A 17797-nucleotide genomic window follows, 5' to 3' on the forward strand; every position below is an offset into this window, starting at 1 on the left:
TTTATCAAATCTGACAAAAAGGTCACCTTTACCTTGTTTGACCAGATTTGAGAGTTGACATTTTCTTTGTGATTTAGAGTGACTGATCTTATTATCTTATTTCTAGTTGTCCGAGAGTTATTTAATCGGAAAATCAGGCACATTCCCCACCCTATTGGAAACTGGTGAAACTCACCTATGCCGGACTACACAATTTGAAAGCCCAATTATTTCCACGATATCACTATTATCCGGAGAATGAATAATCATCTGTCCTTTCTTAAGATATGGAATTCTCCTCTCGTATTCTTTCGGGACTTTTAGAGAGGTGATAGCTGTATCGTTGTTGAGGTTAAGGATCAGTTTCGTATTTATTTGCTTGAAAACCGTATCATCGATATCCTGGGGGTCCTGGGTGATCAGGAAAAGACCAAGTCCTTCTTTTCGACCCTGGCGGGCTGCGTCTGCAAAACGAGAAATAATAAGACGAGAATGTTCCCCGTTTGCCTTCGAGAGGTATCGATGGGCTTCATCCAGGGCAAGGATAATAGGAGTTTCTTTAATAGCTTTTTCTCCTGTGGTACTTAATTTGTTGTCTACAATCAAGCTCATTATTGTGAGTACTATGAGGTCGCGGATTCTGGGAGCGCTTATGTATTCGGTCGGGAAAACTGAAACCTGTCCTGGCTTGAAGATCTTATCCAGAAGGTCAGTAATTGAGGTCGCATCCCGGTCGAAAACCTTCGAGAAGAAGGGATTTCTCACTCTCCTTACAATTCCGTCATATGAGGATTCATGAAGCTTTCCACTGTCAACGTAGTAGGAACGAGTACCTTCATTGTCAATATGATTGATAAAATTCTGGTAAGTATGAAGCACGCTTGATTTGAAGAAATCTCCAAGAAGTACTTCAAGCCCTATGTACTGGAGTTCGGACATTCCGGCTGCTGCAATAAGCCAGGAATTGTGTTCTACAAGCGAAAAGGGAATTGTAAACTCAATCTGCTCGGCTCTGGACTTATCCCCGGGATATTTCTGCCCGTCAACTTTCGCCACGAAAGCCTTTGTAGAGAGAACCCGACCATAAGTTACATTTTCGGATTCGAAACGGAATTTGTCGTTCTCAGTCAGGGTCTCGTTGTCCTCGAAAAGCTGGGAATATTCATCCTGAGGGTCCATGATTACCAAACAGGGATTTTTCCGGGCCTTATCAGGAGAACTCCGCAGCCTGTATCTGTTGTTTTCATTCAGGAACTGACGGAGGATATTCTTTGAGAGAAAAGTTTTTCCTGTCCCTGTGCTCCCGCAAATAAGTATATGCCTGAAAATAAGAGGGTCACCCATTGAATAGTCGTTTCTGAGATAGTATGCAACCGTTTCAGGCTCGGAATTAGTTTTTAAAAGTTCGCCGCCTACGCTCAGGTGACCGAGAAAAATTCCTTCTTCAGGAATATTGAGCCCTGTCTGGACTTCAAGCCTGTCAGTAACAGGCAGGATAGGAGTATTAGGGTGGGGAATCCGGTCTGCCATACGCCGAGTGAGTTTGCCTTCGGTCTTCCGGTAAAGAATACAGAGCGGATCAAGACAGGCAAGGAACTTGTAATCATCTTCATTTACAGGGTTTCCAAGAGCACTGAGCATACGCCTGGAGTGAATCTCAGTTGCGTCGTCTACCACAAACTCCTGCCTGTACTGAAGTTTTCCCACCCTGGCAAAGAGTTTTTCTCCATTTTCATAAGGCACGACTACATATGTGCCTAGCCTTATCTCATCCCGACGGGCTGATGTAATATAGCCTGTGATTACAGCTCCTGAGGGAGTCAATTCAAGGGGCTCTATGCCTGTAGTAACAATCCCGAAAGCCTCTGAAACTGGAGAAGCCTTCAGGATGTTATCGCTATAACTGGCAAAGCTTTCAAAGGGGAAAGCTTCCTGTACGGAACGCCCAAGAACTTCAGATTCAAGAGAGAGATCTGATAAAGGCGGAGAAGAAGTCTTAGACACAGAAGAAGTCTTAGATAGAGAAGCAGTCTTAGATAGAGGAGCAGATTCAAGAATTGCTTCAGCAGGAACTGAAAAAAGATCGGATTCAATATCAGATTCAATACCGAATCCAATATCGGGTTTAATATCTGATTTAATATTGGATTCAATATCTGATATAATGTCAGATTCGGTTGGGATAAAATCCGGTACCTCCTCTGGACAATCTTTCCTGAGAGTATCGGACAATGGAGCTTGCAGTGTTTTATCGTTATCAGGTGTGAATATCGGAGTAACCAGGTTGGAAGCTCCTTCAAGGTCAAGAGATTTCACGAGCTCGCCCTTATCGCTGCCTTCGGCACTTATCTCGTCAGGGCTTTCCTTTGAACTTGGAGTTTCTTCCGTTCCTGAATCCACAGGAACTGGATTCTGTTTCGGTTTGTAAGAGTTAAAAGTAAAAATATCGACATCTTCATATTTCATTTATCTTACCCCACCGAGTGTCATTATAAGTGGTATCGGGATTCATGTTTTCAAAGAATTTATCGATCTCTTGCCTCTCCACCTTGCGGATTTTTGCCAGATGGTCTGCCTTTGTGAGGGTAAGAGGAAAACCATACAAAGAAAGGTCAAAGAGCACTTTTTTGGTAATTTGCATGCGGAGGAAATCGTCCTTAACAAGCCCATATGGGGCTTCTACCTTGAAGACAATATCTTTAGAGGGTGCATAAAGCATGAAAAAACAAAGAGCATAATCCTCAGACGGGAAATTGTGCCTGAGTTCCTGCTGGAGCGGATCTGCGGCTGCAAGGGGTGAAGTCCCGTCAAGCAACTTTTCATAAAACCTCTTGGGCTGCAAAAACCAGTTGGTGTAAGTAATGTAAGCATTCTTGGAACCATTGTGCTTGCCATTCTTCCTGTTATTTCTCGAGTTCCTCCCCTCATGTCCTGAGGCATTATCAACTTTTTCTAAGGATAGAAGATTCTTGAAAAACTGGGAGTCAAGCATCCAGGGAAGGTCGAAAGCGTTCCCTTTTTTCCGGATGCTGTCCATAATCTGCACGTCAGTAGGATTTTTTACAAACCCGATCACAGGCTGCCGATTTTTAAGGAAATGATCCATGATATCAATGTAATTCTGGAGGATTTTTCGGGCGTCGGTGTTCTGCCGAACCCTTACTTCCTCATCGTCCAGCACCATCCAGTACATTAGCTGTTTTGGATAAATCGGCCCGTCCATTATGAAAAAGCTCTCAGGTTCGAGCTTGTCTTTCATGAAAAGAATATGTTCGGATTCTGCCAGGTACATGGCAAAACTGTGCACCATATCAGGGGCTTTTCTTTTTAACTCATCAGGTGCGATTGTAACCAGTTTTGCCCTTCCAAATCCTTCATCAAAGGTTTCCCAGCCTGCTGTAGCCTGTATGGACACCTTCAGAGAAGAAGAATAAGCAGCACATACGATTGTTCGAAATCTTTGAATATCGAGATCAGTAGGCGTTGCAGCCAACCCACAGTGACAGAAATCTACAAAAAGTCCGCTGTCATAAGTCTTTGGGTTAGTACTTCCGCTGTCACAAGCATAAGTAAGTGGATACGGATCCTCGCTCTGTGCCATCAGCTCAGTTCTTACAATCCCTCGAAAGAGCCTGTCTATGGCTTTAAGAATGACCTTCCCATCTAGCTCCAACTCCTCAAGTAGAGAATAGATATCCGCAGCCGTTTTTACCTCCTCAGATTCAAACGAGCGGTCAATCTTTTTTGCAAGCTCCGAGATCTTATGCATATGCACAGGCTCAAGGGTCATGGATAAAAGATACTTTGAGGAGTTTATATATTTGTTGAGTGGAAAGCGGATATAAAGGAACTAAGCAAAGATTTGAACTTCCTTAAACCTAATGTTCTGAAGTGAACTAAAAATGGGGTTTTAATAAAGATTGCAGGAACATAAATATCTGTGACTCTGATAAGCCCATAGAACTGATGACTATCGTCCTTTCCTCAACTAAGCCTTACCGGGTTTGAAGGAATTTCATCCTTTTCGACCACAACCGCCGTGCCATATGCAAGCAATTCAGTCATTGTCTGGCCAATCTCTGAAGAATCGAACTCGACACTTACTACTGCATTGGCCCCAAGAGCCTCTGCATGTTCTTTTAATCTGTCAAGTGCCTGTTCGCGGGACTGATTCAGGAGTTCGGTGTACTCGTGGATCTCCCCACCGACAATTGACCTGAGGCCAGCGGTTATGTTTCGTCCTAGCCCACGGCTCCTCACAATCAATCCCCACGTAAACCCGATGGTTTTTATGATTTTATAACCTGGTAAGTACGGTGTACTGACAATAATAATATCTTTTGTCATGGCATCCCAGCATATTGATCAAATTAGCACTTTATAAATGTTAATTCTACTTCTTTAACTAATATGATTGAGAACATACATATTAATATTGGTATGTTGGGTACAAGAGTCCACATAAAATATTATCAAAACAGATAATATTTGCTCCGACAATTACAATCCTAGTATCCTTCCAGCATATTTTGTCGTTTATCAGGTCGATCTGCTTTCTCAATTATTCAATTCTTACTTGCTACAAAACAATTGAGTTAAGTATTGAGAACAGTTATTTCAAACGACAGTATATTTATATTAAGATATTCTTTTAATTAGCAAACGGCTCTCAAAACTTAAACTGTCTTTTGCTAGAGAGGTATTTGTGGATTACACCATACAAATGTCATATTAAGTAAAGGAATATCTTGGCCGAAATTCACATAAAGTTTGAGATTTTCTGAAAACAGAAAATCGCCCCGAGATTTAGAGCCTATCCTAAAAGTCGGTATCTACTGTAACCCTTACAGTATGCAAGATGAAAGATCATAATAGATACTCTGAGATCATAGTCAGATTGTGACTTTTCAACATATATTATGGACTTGTCGATAGACTCTCAAAAACAGAGGGAAGTACATTGATGAAAACGGGAAAGAGAGGAAAACAAAGAAAACAAAGTCGATCTGGTAATGGACTACTTAATATTATGTTAAATCTTTTCGTAAAATCAATGAGACTACTATTTAGTTTTTCAATTTACTTACTGAAACTAATGTGGCAATTGCTTAGATTCCCGATGTATCTACTGTACATGTTTACAAAACGACTTGTTAAACCTATATGGCTACTGCTTAGTTTTCCAATTCGCTTACTGTATAGGTTTATAAAACGACTGCTTAAGAAAAATCCATCAAACTCAGCACTAAGCACATTAGCAGAAATCGACGAAATGGATGGATACAGATTTGAAGAATTTGTGAAGTACGTTTATGAACAGTTAGGATATTCAGTCTGTCAAACTCCACGATCAGGGGATCAGGGTGCAGATCTGATCCTAACATCAAAAAAAAGAAGAACCGCTGTTCAGGTAAAAAGATACACGGGGAAAGTCTCAAACAGTGCAGTACAGGAAGTCGTAGCTGCAAAAGGTTTTTACAAATGCACTGAGGGTATAGTAGTTACAAATAGTTATTTTACCGATTCCGCCAAACAATTAGCTAAAGCGAACTTTATTGATTTAGTTGATAGAAATGAACTTGAAAAGATGATCAATACTATTCTGAATTAAGAATACTCCAAAATAAGAGATTCCTTATTGGATATTTATTGTCATACTTTTATCAATTATTCATAAGATCATATTGATTATCGTCATTTTAAGTGATAATTTATATAATTGTTCTTTTAATTAGTAACTTACTCGAATATTTGAAATTTCTATCACTATAAAAGGCACGTGTGTTACACTATGTAAATGTCATACTAAACAAAGATAAATCCTAAAAGATAAACTTTGTCCAAAGTTTAGATGAAGTCAGAGAATTTCATGAAAACAGAAAATCGTAGAGCGTTTCAATATTTATTACGCTTCCAAATAGTACTATATTCAATACTAATAAAGTATGTGATTACAGAGCCAAAGATTTCGTGGAGTTGGACTAAATGAGCATAGTATGGCTAAGAAAGAGAATAGATGCGCTCAAAAAAGCAATAAATCCATTCACGGTTATATTTTGGATATTTGCGTCTGTGACTGTAGCCCTGGTATTGTTAGTGTTGAAACGAAAGAAATGCAATGAAAAATAATTATATTAATCTTTTTTATCCTAAAAAATTATGTCCTGAAGCTGCCTGGCTGGGCCTAGCCTGGCGTAGGATAAATTAAGTCATGAATGTTTAATCCAGCTTACTTGATCTACTAATTCTTAATTCGTCTCTGATCTCTGACAGTTTACCTCGAGCAGAATTATATTCACTTCTTAGATTTTCGATATCTGCTGGTATAGTTTTCATCCTTGTCTCTACCAGTTCTCTCATCTGCTCGTTTTCGATCTCATCCGATAATTTGCAGCTTAAATCTTCTTTAATTACTCCAACTTCTTCAATAAATTCATTAAATATATCGATTGAATCTGTCATTTTCAATTCTCTAGCCACGGCTTCCAGACTCTCTAATTCGTCTATCAGAGCATCTGCACTCCTATCCAAATCGTTCATTTTCTGTTCTAGCTTAGTTAATCTGGACATTATATCCTGTTTAGCTAATTCAGACAATATACTTCCCCCCTTAAATGCTACAACGAGATGATATTTATTATAGTAACAGTAAGATTTTAAAGTCCCTCTATAGTTGTTAAGAACTAAAGTCCCTGTTTATCTGTTAACGACGACAGTTTTTATATTCACAAATTCTTTGAGCCCATAGTGGGAAAGTTCTCTCCCTACTCCGGATTTCTTGATCCCACCAAAAGGAATCCTCGGGTCGGATTTGATCATTCCATTGATAGACACAGATCCGGATTTTATTCTTTTTGCCAGACTTTCGGCCCGATACAGATCTCCAGACCAGATTTTCGCCCCGAGTCCATACTCTGTAGAATTTGCAATCTCCACGGCTTCATCGTCATCTTTTACCGTAATCACCGGAGCAATTGGCCCGAAAACCTCAGTCCTGCATACTTCCATATCCGTACTGGCAGCAGGAATGAGGGCAGGCCTGAAGAAGAATCCCTTTTTATGCCCTTCTCCATAAACATGAAGTTCTGCACCTTTCATTTTTGCGTCTTTCAGGACTCTTTCAAGACTCTCTAAAAACTCCTTCTTTGCAAGAGGCCCGATATCGGTCTCCTCATCCATAGGATCTCCAATCTTCAGTTCCTTCACCCGGCGTTCAAATGCCTCGATAAAATCCGCAACAACATCTTCTACGACAATTAATCGTTTGGCAGCGATACAGCTCTGTCCGGCATTTAGAAAACGGGACTTTACAGCCGCCTGAGCAGCTTTCTCAACGTTTGCATTCTCAAGCACAATGAAAGGGTCCGAGCCTCCGAGTTCAAGTACTAAAGGCTTGATAGCTCCCCCTGCAAGTCTCCCAATTTTTGAGCCCGCGCCTACGCTGCCGGTAAGCGAAACTCCGTCTACCAGTTCTTCTTTAAGAATTTGCATGGCAATTTTCGAGTCAATTAACAGGGTATTAAAAACGTTTTCAGGAAATCCGGCCTCAATAAAGACTTTTTCAATTTCCAGCGCAGACTGTGGCACGTTTGAGGCATGTTTGAGCACACAGACGTTGCCCGCACAGATCGCAGGCACTGCAAACCTGAAAACCTGCCAGAATGGAAAGTTCCAGGGCATGATCCCAAAAATCACTCCAAGAGGCTCAAAAGTCACGTAACTTTTCTCAGCTCCTGTATCCACAATTTCATCCTTCAGGAGTTCGGCCGCGTTTTCCACGTAATAATCACAGAGCTGAGCGCATTTCTGAACTTCGTTCTTTGACTGCCTGATAGGTTTTCCCATCTCTTTCGTGATAATTTCGGCGTAAGTATCGGTGTTTTTTCGAAGAATCCCGGCAGCAATCTTGAAATGCTTCGCCCTTTCCTCCGCAGGCAGTGAGCCCCATACGGAAAACGCAGCCCTGCAATTTTCAATCCTGGCTCTACATTCCCCAATAGAGAATGAATTATAGGTCCAATTTACCTCTTCCGTGTAAGGGTTAATGGATTTAAGTTTCATACTCTCCCCCAAAAAAGAGCTATTACTAGTATTGAGATTCCCAGTATTATAAATTAAGGAGAAATAAAAAGAGAAAAATAGAGAAGAGGAAAAAGAGAAGAGAAAAAATATCTGAAACTTGACTGTAGCTGAAACTTGATTGTAGAGATCTACTTCGGGAAAATACTGACTGTTTATTCAAATAACCGCACAAGTCCTGTATAGATTATTTCAACACTCCATTTTTCCAGAAAAAGGGCTTTCCAGGCTTCCTTTCAAACTTTTCAAATACGCTTGGATAAAGAGCAGGATACTTTGCTTCCCCAAGAGGCATACAGAACATCCTTTTCGGATAAGACGAATCTCTGCCAAATCCTATGACAATAAAGAAAGGAAGCCTCTTTTCCCTGGCAAAGACCTGATAACGTTTTAATTGCTGAGGGTCGGACCACTGGAGTTTGCTCTCAAATAGGCTGGACCTGAACTTACACTCAACACAAAAAATTTCGTCTTTCGGGAGATAACGGACAATAAGATCCGGACCGGCATCCGATTCCACAAATCTGTCGTGCTTCCGCGTAATATCTGTGCTCCACTGCACAATCGAGAAGTATTTGTCATCAAAAAGGCTCACAACGTATTTTTCAAAATCATTTCCCTTTTCTATGGATTCGTCCTCTTTCAAGACTTCAACTACTCTTTTAAGTTTGCCAACAAACCCCGTAATAAACCCCCTAAACAGTACATAGAAATAAATTATGTTTCATTGTTTTAAAACATATCGACAACCTGATGATCTGAAAGAAAACGCATATGAAATTCTTCGAATAACAGGCACAAAAATATGAAAGTACTTGAGAGGACTTTCATGCCAAATAGAGAAATATTTTAGTATATTTATAAATGGAATGGTGTGAACAGAAAAAAAGTGGGCACAGTAGGCTGAAACATGAAAACTACTCATAGCAGCTTTTTATACTGGGATCAGGCAAACCTGAATCCTGACTCAGATTTTTACATAGATTTCTAATAAGTTTTCCCTCAATTTTCCCTCAATTTTTGCCATAATTTTCCCACAAATCTTTCCAAAATATTTTCACAGATTTTTCCAAGAAATCTGTCCGGAAAACCTTAATCTAAAAAAGAATATACTATATTGGGGATAAATTTAAAACTTAATAAAAATAATCAAAATCGAATTAAAATGCAGGGTTTATGCCTATGGGGAGAGGGCCGAGAAATTACGAGGAGAAGCTGATAACTCCGGAACAAGCAGCTGAGATTATGGAAGAGGGCTGGAAGCGAGCAGACCTGCACGTTCACACCACCTGTTCTTTTGACGTGCTTCCTGTAAGAGACCTTCATCCTGAGAGCCTTTATGAGAAAGCTCTAAAGATGGGAATGGATTACGTTACATTTACAGACCACGAGACAATAGAGGCATATGAAATTCTCGGGTGGAACCGTGAAAAGCTCGTCCCAGGGGTTGAAATAAGTGTGTATGACCCGGGATTTGCAGGGCACGCTCTGCATATTAATATTTTTGAGCTTAACAGAGAGGAATTCTTTGAACTCATGGAAATTGCGGAAATAGAACATGACCTGAGAAACTTTATCAAATATCTAAAGCGGCATAAACTTCCTTTTATTTATAACCACCCTTTCTGGTTTGAGTTTCACAGTGAACCTAATCCATCTTCAGTACCCAGGCTGGCAAAACTTTTTCCTGTACTGGAATACAATATGCACGAACTCAAGCAAAAAAACGAACTTACAATTGCTCTTGCAGAGAACCTTGGCAAAGGTATTGCTGCGACAACCGACACTCATACAGGGAGCTTAGGGAAGGTATACACTCTCGCAAAAGGAGATAATTTCAAAGAGTTTTTCAGAAATATAGCAATGGGAAAAAGTTACATAGTTCCCGAAGACCTTACTAGAGAGCTTTTGATCGATGAGATGAACACCTGGATAGATCTCATTTTTGAAAAAAGCCAGAAAAACAGCGATATAAAGAACTACCTTACGGGAATAAAATCCCTGGATACAATGGTTAGAATTTCGAGAAGTGAATTGTTAAGTTACTCTCCGAAACTCAATAGAACTGCAATGAACCTGCTTTATAGGATCTCAAACACAGGGCTTCCTGCATCATTCTACCTTCATTCTGCAGAGAATCTGGCAAGGGAGATTGAAAGACAGATCGAAATAGAAAAACAAGAGTAAAAGCATTTTTCTTATTTTTTCAGTTTAATTTAAACTAGATATTTTCTAAACTAAGATTTTCCTTAATCTGTTTTCTGAATGAATTTGAAAAAAATCAAAAGATTTATATTACGAAATTGTTTAGATTCATTAGCATAAAAAATGATTTTTTTGTGTTATTTTTACCTATTTCTAAAGAAAATAATGTTAATAGATATGTAGAGATGAAGGAAGAGAGTACATTGAGATCACAGTAATTTAATCATGGCTTCATGCACAGTGCTATATGCGACCTCTGTTGCTGTAGAAAAAACAGGTAACCGGAATATTCCAAAAACCTCGCTCAAAAATGAGCTTTTAATTGGCTCAAAAGTGAGCTTTACCAATACACATAAGATTCAGATGCAGAGCCGCAGAGATCATTCAGAAAATAATTATGACCATTTAATACTTTTAGAGTCCAGAAAAACTTAAAACCGGGAAGGCAGCGGAATGAGACAGAAACAGTATTTTACAGGATCAGGATTTAGGGCAGGATTGAAGCGGGACATAGTTATTGTAGTGCTCATTCTTACCCTTTGTTCAAATATACTTCCTGCAACAGCAGAGCAAGAAGATTCTGAAAGTAACCTTACCGTTTCAAAAGAAGGATTTTTTGATCGGTTTATTGCATACGTAAAGAGTCTTTGTCCCGGAGAAACAAGAGAAACGCAAGACTCAGAAGCAATCTCCGGAGCAGCAATAGCAGATACGCAGCAATCAGCAAGTTCTGAAGAAGCGATCCTGAAAATCGCAACCCCGAACGTAATAAAATCTGCATCCTTGATTGGAGATTCAAATCTGGGGATTTTTGCCCATCTTTCAAACCCACCGCTTATGAAAATGGACGCTGAAGGGCACCTTATCGGGCAGCTTGCAGAAAGCTATAATGTCTCGGAAAATAACACCTGCTGGACCTTTTACCTTAGGGACGACCTCTACTGGAGCGACGGGGAACCAGTGACTCCCGAAGACGTTGAGTTCTCAATCCGCTACTACGGGAAAGAGACGCCCTGGGCAAGCTGGATTAACGATACCTTGGAAAGTTCTACGGTTTCGGACGCCGACAATTCCGTAACCTTCAGATTTAACAAGCCTTACACCCGTATTAATCTGGAGTTTGCAACCTACAATATCCTCCCTGCCCATGTATGGGAAACAATAGAAGACCCCATGAAATACATAAACGAAGGCCCATACGTGGGCTGCGGGCCCTACTACCTCAAGCAGATAGACCTTAAGGCCGGAAAACTCGTTTTTGAGAAAAACCCATATTGGAAAGGGAAGACTCCGGAATTCGGAAACGTGGAGATCCACTTTTATTCAAATGTGGACGTAGCCACTCTGGCCCTTGAAAAAGGGGATGTTGATACTTATTACAAGTACGCAAGCTCTTACCCCTATCCCAACATAAAACAGCTTGAAAAGACCGGAAATTTCGACTTCCTTGAGAAAACAAACATCGGACTTGCCTTTCTGGCCCCTAATTTAAAGAAAGCCCCATTTTCGGACCTCAAATTCAGGAACGCGCTTTCCTATGCCATTAATTACGAGGAAATTATCAGGCTTGAGACTCTCGGGTACGGGGAAGTCCCTAACTGCGGTTTCGTGCCTCCATCAATGGAAGGTTTCAAGGAAACAGAAAAACTGGAGTACAGCCCAGAAAAGGCCAGGGAAATTCTGGAAAAGGCAGGATATTCGGACAGTAACGGAAATGGAATCCGTGAAGGAAAAGATGGGAAGGACCTCAAACTTGAAATCCTGATCAAGCCTGATAGCGCCCGCGTAGGCGAGCTTCTTAAGGAATACCTGGAGGAAGTGGGCCTTGCCGCAGACCTGAGGACTGTGGATGAAGATACGTGGTTCACCTTAAAGGACAGTTATGACTATGACCTGACTGTAACCCGCACCACACCCTGGGGTATGCTCATGCACGCAAGCTGGGGGAGCGGCTATTTTGATTCCAGACGGACAGGCCAGGGAGTTATGCATAATCTTGATGATCCTGAGTTCCTGCAGCTCTGCGATGACATCCTCGCAACTACCGACCCTGAAGAGCTTCAGGGCTATGCATACGAGCTTCAGGACTACTATGCAGAGAACCTGCCCGCAATCCCCCTTTATTGGAGTAAAGTGATCACTCCCTTCAACACGCAGTTCGAAGGTTGGTATGCGGACCCCCTCTACGGGATCTATAACCTGGATAACTTCGTGAATGTAAGGAGAAACTCTGCTTAAGGAGAGAGTTGTATGGAGTGGACAAAGAGCAAGTTGCTCGGTATTGCAGCCCTTTCTATACTATTTTTAGGCGGGATTTGCCTGGTAATCCTGCCTTCAGGGGATGAAAGGGCTTTTGGAATCGAAACTCCGGAAGCGGACGCAAATGCTTCTGCGAAACCTGAAAAAGTCCTGAAGATTGCAACCCCGAACGTTATAAAATCCGAATCTCTGGTAGGAGATTACTACCTAGGCATCTTTGCCCATCTCTCCAATTTTCCCCTAATGCAAATGTCCGAAGACGGCAAGATAATTGGCAGGCTTGCCGATCATTATGAAGTCTCGGAAGACCATAAGGAATGGACATTCTATATTCGGGATGACCTTTACTGGAGTGATGGGGTAAAGGTGACCCCCGAAGATGTACGGTTCAGCATGCTCTACTACGGAGAAAAAGACCCGGCCGGACGCTGGATAAACGATACTCTGGAAAGTTCCTCCATTTCGGAAACCAACAATTCCGTGACCTTCAAATTTAACAAGCCTTACACCCGCATCGACCTGGAGTTTACAACCTACATGATCATCCCAAGGCATATATGGGAATCAATTGAGAATCCCATGGAATACTCAAGTAAAGGCCCATACGTAGGCTGCGGGCCCTATTATATAGAATCCGTAGACCTGAACACCGCCCGGCTCATCTTCCAGAAAAACCCTTACTGGAAAGGCAAAACCTGTACCTTTGATAAGGTTGAGGTGGACTGGTATGCAAGTGAAGATGCAGCCTGCCTGGCCCTTGAGAAGGGAGAAGCCGATACCTATTACAAATACGCCTCTTCCTACCCATATGCAAACATCGAGCGCCTGGAAAAAACAGGGGATTTCAGCTTTGTTGAAAAGGACAGTACCGGGATCTGCTATCTAGGAATTACCTTAAATGAAGCTCCCCGTTCAGACCTGCGGTTTCGGGAAGCTCTGGCTTACGCTATAAATTACGAAGAACTTATGCAGCTCGATACTCTGGGCTATGGAAGCGTCCCCAACAAGGGACTTGTTCCCCCAGGCATGGAATACTACAAACCTACGGAAAAATGTACTTATGACCCGGAAAAAGCCAGAGAAATCCTGAAAAAGGCAGGATATGAAGACCGCAATGGAAACGGGATCGTAGAAGACAAAAAAGGAAAAGATATTCTTCTGGAACTCATGATCTGCCCAGGCTACGAAAGGGATGCCGAGCTTTTCCAAGAGTACTTCCGTGCCGTGGGAATAGACATTGAAGTCGAAAACGTTGATCAGAACACCTACATGGACCGAAAAGACACTTCCAGGTATGAGCTTGTCTTTTCGAGAACTACGCCCTGGGGAATGCTCATGCATTCGGGACTGGGCACCGGGTACTTTGATTCCAGGCGCTACGGTTACATTGAAGACCCGGCCTTTACAGGACTTTGCGACCAGATCCTGAATACGACGGATTCCGATACTCTGTGCTCTTGTGCGTACTCCCTGCAAGATTACTATGCGGAGGAACTGCCTGTAATCCCGGTTTACTGGAAAAAGGTTGTAACTCCCTATAACAAAAAGTTCGAAGGCTGGCACTACAACAACTTGGATGGGATTTACACCCTGGATACCTTCCTCGATTTACATGAGGTATGAGGCAGGAGCAACCTTTGAAGGCAATACTTTGAAAACAGTAAGTGGTACGATGCGTGAAGTAGTTAGAAAAACACTCAGGTATGCGACTTCCTTTCTCCTCATAATCTCCCTCAACTTTGCACTCCCGAGGCTCATGCCAGGGGATCCCGTAAAGAATCTTATAGGAGAGGACGTCTACGTTTCAGAGGCTGTAATGGAAGAGCTGAGAATCGAGATGGGGCTGAACAGGCCGCTTTACGAGCAGTTCACTGCTTACATCGGAGACCTCCTCCGGTTTAACCTGGGTTACTCATATCACCTTCACAGCCCAGTGGCCGAGGTTTTGAGGGAGAGGATTGGCTGGACCCTCCTTTTTGTGGGGGTTTCCATATTTCTGGGAGCAGCCCTGGGAACCCTGCTCGGGGCATATGCAGGCTGGAAACCGGAAACAAAGGCAAACCGTCTCATATGCTACGGCTTTATTGCGCTTTCCTGCACACCTCCATACTTCCTTGCCCTGATTTGCTTGGATATCTTCGCCTTTGAACTGGGGCTTTTTCCTTTCAAGGGATTTTATGATGTCCCGACCCCTGGAAGTGTTATGTATCACATGTTTTTACCGGTAACTGTGATGGCCCTCTTTTCCGCCTCCAGGAACTTCCTTATAATGAGGGGGAGTGTCATACAGGAAAAAGGACAGCTTTATGCCCTCTATGCCCGGGCAAAGGGCCTTTACGATATATCCATTCTTTTCAGGCACGTCATAAAGAATGCCTCCCTTCCTATCATTACCCTGCTGGCCCTTGATTTTGGTTTTCTCTTCAGCGGAGCCCTTTTCACAGAGATCGTTTTTTCCTTAAACGGCATGGGGACACTTATCTACGATGCAATAATCGGAAAAGATTACCCCGTTCTTCAGGGATCTTTTCTGGTAATAGCCCTTGCAGTCTTGCTTGCTAATATGCTCGCGGACTTGCTATATGCGATTGCTGACCCAAGAGTTAGGAGGCCGACATGATGCAAAAGGAAGCATACCTGCAGGAAAGTACCCGGCGTTGGAAAGATTCTATAGCCCATTATTTAAACTTCGATATCTGGAAATATGAAAGAACCTTAAAAAAATTAAATCGGGAAGGGCTTTTTCTCTTCGCCTTTTTCCTCGTCCTTGCCCTGTTTCCGTCCCTTTTTGCTCCTTACTCCCCGACTGAACGTTTCATTTCCTATGAATCGCCATCGATTGCCCATCTCCTGGGGACAAATGACATCGGAAATGATATACTCTCGGAACTGGTTTACGGGACCAGAATCTCGATGATGGTGGGCTTTGCCTCGGCCTGCATATCAACCTTAATAGGCCTCATGATAGGGCTTTGCTCAGGTTACTTCAGGGGGACTCTGGACGAACTACTTATGGGCTTTACCGACGTTGTCCTGACAATTCCTAAGATCCCCCTGATCATAATCCTGGGTGCTTTCCTGCACCCGAGCATCTGGACCCTTATTCTTGTCCTTGGGCTTCTTTCCTGGGAGTCCATTGCAAGGGTTGTACGCTCAAAAACCCTGCAGATAAGGGAAGCAGGTTATGTTAAAAGTGCCCGATGCATGGGCTTTTCTTCGTTTCATATCATGAGGTCGGAAATCTTCCCGAACCTCACTCATGTCCTGCTGCCCAAGTTCATGCTGGCAACGGCTTCGGCAATGATTTCCGAAGCCTCGCTTTCTTTTCTGGGGCTTGGGGACATAAGTATGAAAAGCTGGGGAATCATGCTTTCCTTTGCCTTTTCCCGGGGTGGTTTTATCAGAGACATGGGGTGGTGGTACATACCCCCTGGGGTCTGCATCACGCTCTGTGTAATGTCCATTGCACTGATAGGGTTCGGTTTCGAAGAAAGAGACAAAGAACGTGGAAATAGAGGAGTGGATGCAGAATGAACACCCTGCTGGAAGTAAAAGATCTCAACGTTTCTTTTCAGGGAAATGAAAACGAAACTGTAAATGCAGTTTCCGGCCTTTCATTTTTTATCAGGGAAAAAGAAATCCTGGCCCTTGTGGGGGAGACTGGCTGCGGCAAATCCGCTGTCGCACATGCGGTTGTGCGTCTGCTTCCTTCGGAATCAAGAGTTATGGGGACAATAAAGTTCGGAGGAAAAAACCTTCTCGAACTGAGCGAAAAAGAGATGTCCGGGCTCAGGGGAAAAGAGATTTCCATTATTTTCCAGAACCCTTCTCTTGCTTTAAACCCGGTATATTCCATAGAGCACCAGCTTGCAGAACCCCTCCGAATTCACGGGCAGAAAATGAAAAAAAAAGTGAAAAAAACGGAGGGAAAGAAAGAAAATAATGCCCTTTCAAAAGTTGTAAAAGCCCTTGAGTCCATGGGTTTTTCAAATCCACATGAATGTATGAGATACTACCCTTCCTGGTGTTCAGGCGGGATGAACCAGCGCTTTTTAATAGCAGCCTCGAACATGCTTGATCCAGTCCTTCTCATAGCAGACGAACCCAGTAAAGGGCTTGACAGGAGCCGCGTAGCCGAACTGGAAAACGAACTGAAAGGACTTAAAGAAAGGAGTGGAACCTCCATGCTCCTGATAAGCCATGACCTCAGCTTTGTGCGTCGGCTTGCGGATAGAATTGCTGTGATGTATGCGGGAGAAATCGTTGAACTTGCCGAACCGAAGCAGTTTTTTGAAAAGCCATTTCATCCCTATGCGCTTGGCCTGCTAAAAAGCCTTCCAGAGAACGGTTTTATCCCTATCCCGGGTTCATCTCCCTCACTTAGCAGCCTGCCAGAAGGCTGCAGGTTCCATCCGAGATGCTCTTTTAAGGAAAAACGCTGCATGCAGGAGCATCCCGAACTTAAAGAAAGCAAGGGAAGGGCAGTGAGGTGTTTCCTGTGGGCTTGATTGCCAAAAACCTTGCCAGGACTTACAGAACCGGCCTTTGGAAAGAAAAGTGCATTTTTCGGGGTGTTACTTTTGAGCTAAAGTCAGGAAAAACCTTTGGGCTCATGGGGCCTTCAGGAGAAGGCAAAAGCACCCTTGGAAGAATTGTTGCCGGGCTTGAAAAACCTACGGAAGGCACTGTCTGTTTTAACGGAAAGCCCCTTTCCGGGATGAAAAAAGCCGAGTATGCGGCTTTTAGGCGCAGTGTCCAGATGATGTTTCAGGACCCAACTGAGGCTTTTAACCCAAGAAAGAGAATCGAGCAGTCGATTTTTGAGGTTCTGAACCTGCTCAAAACTCCAGAAACTGAACATGCCCTGAGGACAAAAAAGATGCTTGAGACTGTAGGCCTCTCGGAAGAGCTGCTTTTTCGTTATCCTTCCCAACTCTCTGGCGGCCAGCTCCAGCGCCTTGCCCTCGGTAGAATTCTCCTGCTTGAACCCGAATACATTGTACTTGACGAGCCAACCTCGGCCTTAGACGTCTCGGTCCAGGCCCAGGTTCTTCACCTTTTAAAAAGGGTTCAGGCCGAGCAAAAAATTGGCTACCTCCTGATCTCCCATGACGAGGCTGTAGTCCACTTCATGGCCGACAGCTATGGGATTATTAAAAATGGACAGTTGAACATTACGGACGCTTGATGCAGCTGTTGACCATAAAAAAGTGCAGAAAAAAGAATGTGGAAAATGAAATGACAATAAAAGTGAAGAACTGAAACAAAAAACTGA

General features: G+C 42.8%; 14 protein-coding genes. 8 read left to right on the forward strand and 6 right to left on the reverse strand.

The genetic code is table 11. The features are described 5' to 3' along the window. Positions 1 to 171 precede the first annotated feature (171 nt). The 3 genes from BP549_RS03465 to BP549_RS03475 form a co-directional block, all read right to left on the reverse strand. Positions 172 to 2445 (reverse strand): ATP-binding protein, encoded by a 2274-nt coding sequence (locus BP549_RS03465; RefSeq protein WP_292378141.1) that lies wholly within the window; start codon positions 2443 to 2445, stop codon positions 172 to 174. Further along, positions 2435 to 3769, reverse strand: coding sequence for a DNA double-strand break repair nuclease NurA (locus BP549_RS03470; protein ID WP_292378143.1), 1335 nt, complete (start codon positions 3767 to 3769; stop codon positions 2435 to 2437). The genes BP549_RS03465 and BP549_RS03470 overlap by 11 nt, the downstream gene beginning before the upstream one ends. Positions 3770 to 3963: 194 nt before the next feature. Further along, a complete protein-coding gene (locus BP549_RS03475) occupies positions 3964 to 4326 on the reverse strand; it encodes a heavy metal-binding domain-containing protein (RefSeq protein ID WP_292378145.1) in 363 nt (120 codons plus the stop codon). Between the two features lie 925 nt (positions 4327 to 5251). On the opposite strand from BP549_RS03475, the gene BP549_RS03480 reads away from it, so the two are divergent. Further along, a complete protein-coding gene (locus BP549_RS03480) occupies positions 5252 to 5590 on the forward strand; it encodes a restriction endonuclease (RefSeq protein ID WP_292378146.1) in 339 nt (112 codons plus the stop codon). Between the two features lie 608 nt (positions 5591 to 6198). On the opposite strand, the gene BP549_RS03485 is transcribed toward BP549_RS03480, so the two are convergent. The 3 genes from BP549_RS03485 to BP549_RS03495 all read right to left on the reverse strand — a co-directional run bounded on the left by BP549_RS03485 (position 6199) and on the right by BP549_RS03495 (position 8704). Next, on the reverse strand, positions 6199 to 6576 hold the full coding sequence (locus tag BP549_RS03485) for a hypothetical protein (protein ID WP_292378148.1): 378 nt from the start codon (positions 6574 to 6576) through the stop codon (positions 6199 to 6201). Between the two features lie 99 nt (positions 6577 to 6675). Next, on the reverse strand, positions 6676 to 8040 hold the full coding sequence (locus BP549_RS03490) for an NAD-dependent succinate-semialdehyde dehydrogenase (protein ID WP_292378151.1): 1365 nt from the start codon (positions 8038 to 8040) through the stop codon (positions 6676 to 6678). 205 nt (positions 8041 to 8245) lie between these two features. Beyond that, positions 8246 to 8704: a hypothetical protein gene (locus tag BP549_RS03495; RefSeq protein WP_292378152.1), complete on the reverse strand. Its 459-nt coding sequence runs from the start codon at positions 8702 to 8704 to the stop codon at positions 8246 to 8248. A 530-nt stretch (positions 8705 to 9234) separates the two neighbouring features. Between BP549_RS03495 and BP549_RS03500 the strand changes: the two genes are divergently transcribed. The 7 genes from BP549_RS03500 (at position 9235) to BP549_RS03530 (ending at position 17710) form a co-directional block, all read left to right on the forward strand. Next, positions 9235 to 10245 (forward strand): PHP domain-containing protein, encoded by a 1011-nt coding sequence (locus BP549_RS03500; RefSeq protein ID WP_292378155.1) that lies wholly within the window; start codon positions 9235 to 9237, stop codon positions 10243 to 10245. Positions 10246 to 10716: 471 nt separating this feature from the next. After that, positions 10717 to 12501 carry an ABC transporter substrate-binding protein gene (locus BP549_RS03505; RefSeq protein ID WP_292378156.1) on the forward strand — a complete coding sequence of 595 codons (1785 nt, stop codon included), beginning with the start codon at positions 10717 to 10719 and terminating at the stop codon, positions 12499 to 12501. A 12-nt stretch (positions 12502 to 12513) separates the two neighbouring features. Further along, on the forward strand, positions 12514 to 14145 hold the full coding sequence (locus tag BP549_RS03510; protein ID WP_292378158.1) for an ABC transporter substrate-binding protein: 1632 nt from the start codon (positions 12514 to 12516) through the stop codon (positions 14143 to 14145). Continuing rightward, the gene (locus BP549_RS03515; RefSeq protein ID WP_292371867.1) at positions 14099 to 15142 is read left to right on the forward strand and encodes an ABC transporter permease; all 1044 of its coding nucleotides are present in this window, start codon (positions 14099 to 14101) and stop codon (positions 15140 to 15142) included. Before BP549_RS03510 ends, BP549_RS03515 begins: the two co-directional genes overlap by 47 nt. After that, positions 15139 to 16056, forward strand: coding sequence for an ABC transporter permease (locus BP549_RS03520; protein ID WP_292378160.1), 918 nt, complete (start codon positions 15139 to 15141; stop codon positions 16054 to 16056). The genes BP549_RS03515 and BP549_RS03520 overlap by 4 nt, the downstream gene beginning before the upstream one ends. Next, positions 16053 to 17030: an ABC transporter ATP-binding protein gene (locus tag BP549_RS03525; RefSeq protein ID WP_292378163.1), complete on the forward strand. Its 978-nt coding sequence runs from the start codon at positions 16053 to 16055 to the stop codon at positions 17028 to 17030. Before BP549_RS03520 ends, BP549_RS03525 begins: the two co-directional genes overlap by 4 nt. Beyond that, positions 17012 to 17710 carry an ABC transporter ATP-binding protein gene (locus tag BP549_RS03530; protein ID WP_292371874.1) on the forward strand — a complete coding sequence of 233 codons (699 nt, stop codon included), beginning with the start codon at positions 17012 to 17014 and terminating at the stop codon, positions 17708 to 17710. Before BP549_RS03525 ends, BP549_RS03530 begins: the two co-directional genes overlap by 19 nt. The last annotated feature ends 87 nt before the right edge of the window (positions 17711 to 17797 follow it).

The organism is Methanosarcina sp. UBA289 (assembly GCA_002496565.1).
Lineage (GTDB): Archaea > Halobacteriota > Methanosarcinia > Methanosarcinales > Methanosarcinaceae > Methanosarcina.

Coding starts and splice junctions, on each gene's coding strand:
- BP549_RS03465 (WP_292378141.1), bottom strand. CDS start 2,445: ATGAAATATGAAGATGTCGATATTTTTACTTTTAACTCTTACAAACCG.
- BP549_RS03470 (WP_292378143.1), bottom strand. CDS start 3,769: ATGACCCTTGAGCCTGTGCATATGCATAAGATCTCGGAGCTTGCAAAA.
- BP549_RS03475 (WP_292378145.1), bottom strand. CDS start 4,326: ATGACAAAAGATATTATTATTGTCAGTACACCGTACTTACCAGGTTAT.
- BP549_RS03480 (WP_292378146.1), top strand. CDS start 5,252: ATGGATGGATACAGATTTGAAGAATTTGTGAAGTACGTTTATGAACAG.
- BP549_RS03490 (WP_292378151.1), bottom strand. CDS start 8,040: ATGAAACTTAAATCCATTAACCCTTACACGGAAGAGGTAAATTGGACC.
- BP549_RS03500 (WP_292378155.1), top strand. CDS start 9,235: ATGCCTATGGGGAGAGGGCCGAGAAATTACGAGGAGAAGCTGATAACT.
- BP549_RS03505 (WP_292378156.1), top strand. CDS start 10,717: ATGAGACAGAAACAGTATTTTACAGGATCAGGATTTAGGGCAGGATTG.
- BP549_RS03510 (WP_292378158.1), top strand. CDS start 12,514: ATGGAGTGGACAAAGAGCAAGTTGCTCGGTATTGCAGCCCTTTCTATA.
- BP549_RS03515 (WP_292371867.1), top strand. CDS start 14,099: ATGGGATTTACACCCTGGATACCTTCCTCGATTTACATGAGGTATGAG.
- BP549_RS03520 (WP_292378160.1), top strand. CDS start 15,139: ATGATGCAAAAGGAAGCATACCTGCAGGAAAGTACCCGGCGTTGGAAA.
- BP549_RS03525 (WP_292378163.1), top strand. CDS start 16,053: ATGAACACCCTGCTGGAAGTAAAAGATCTCAACGTTTCTTTTCAGGGA.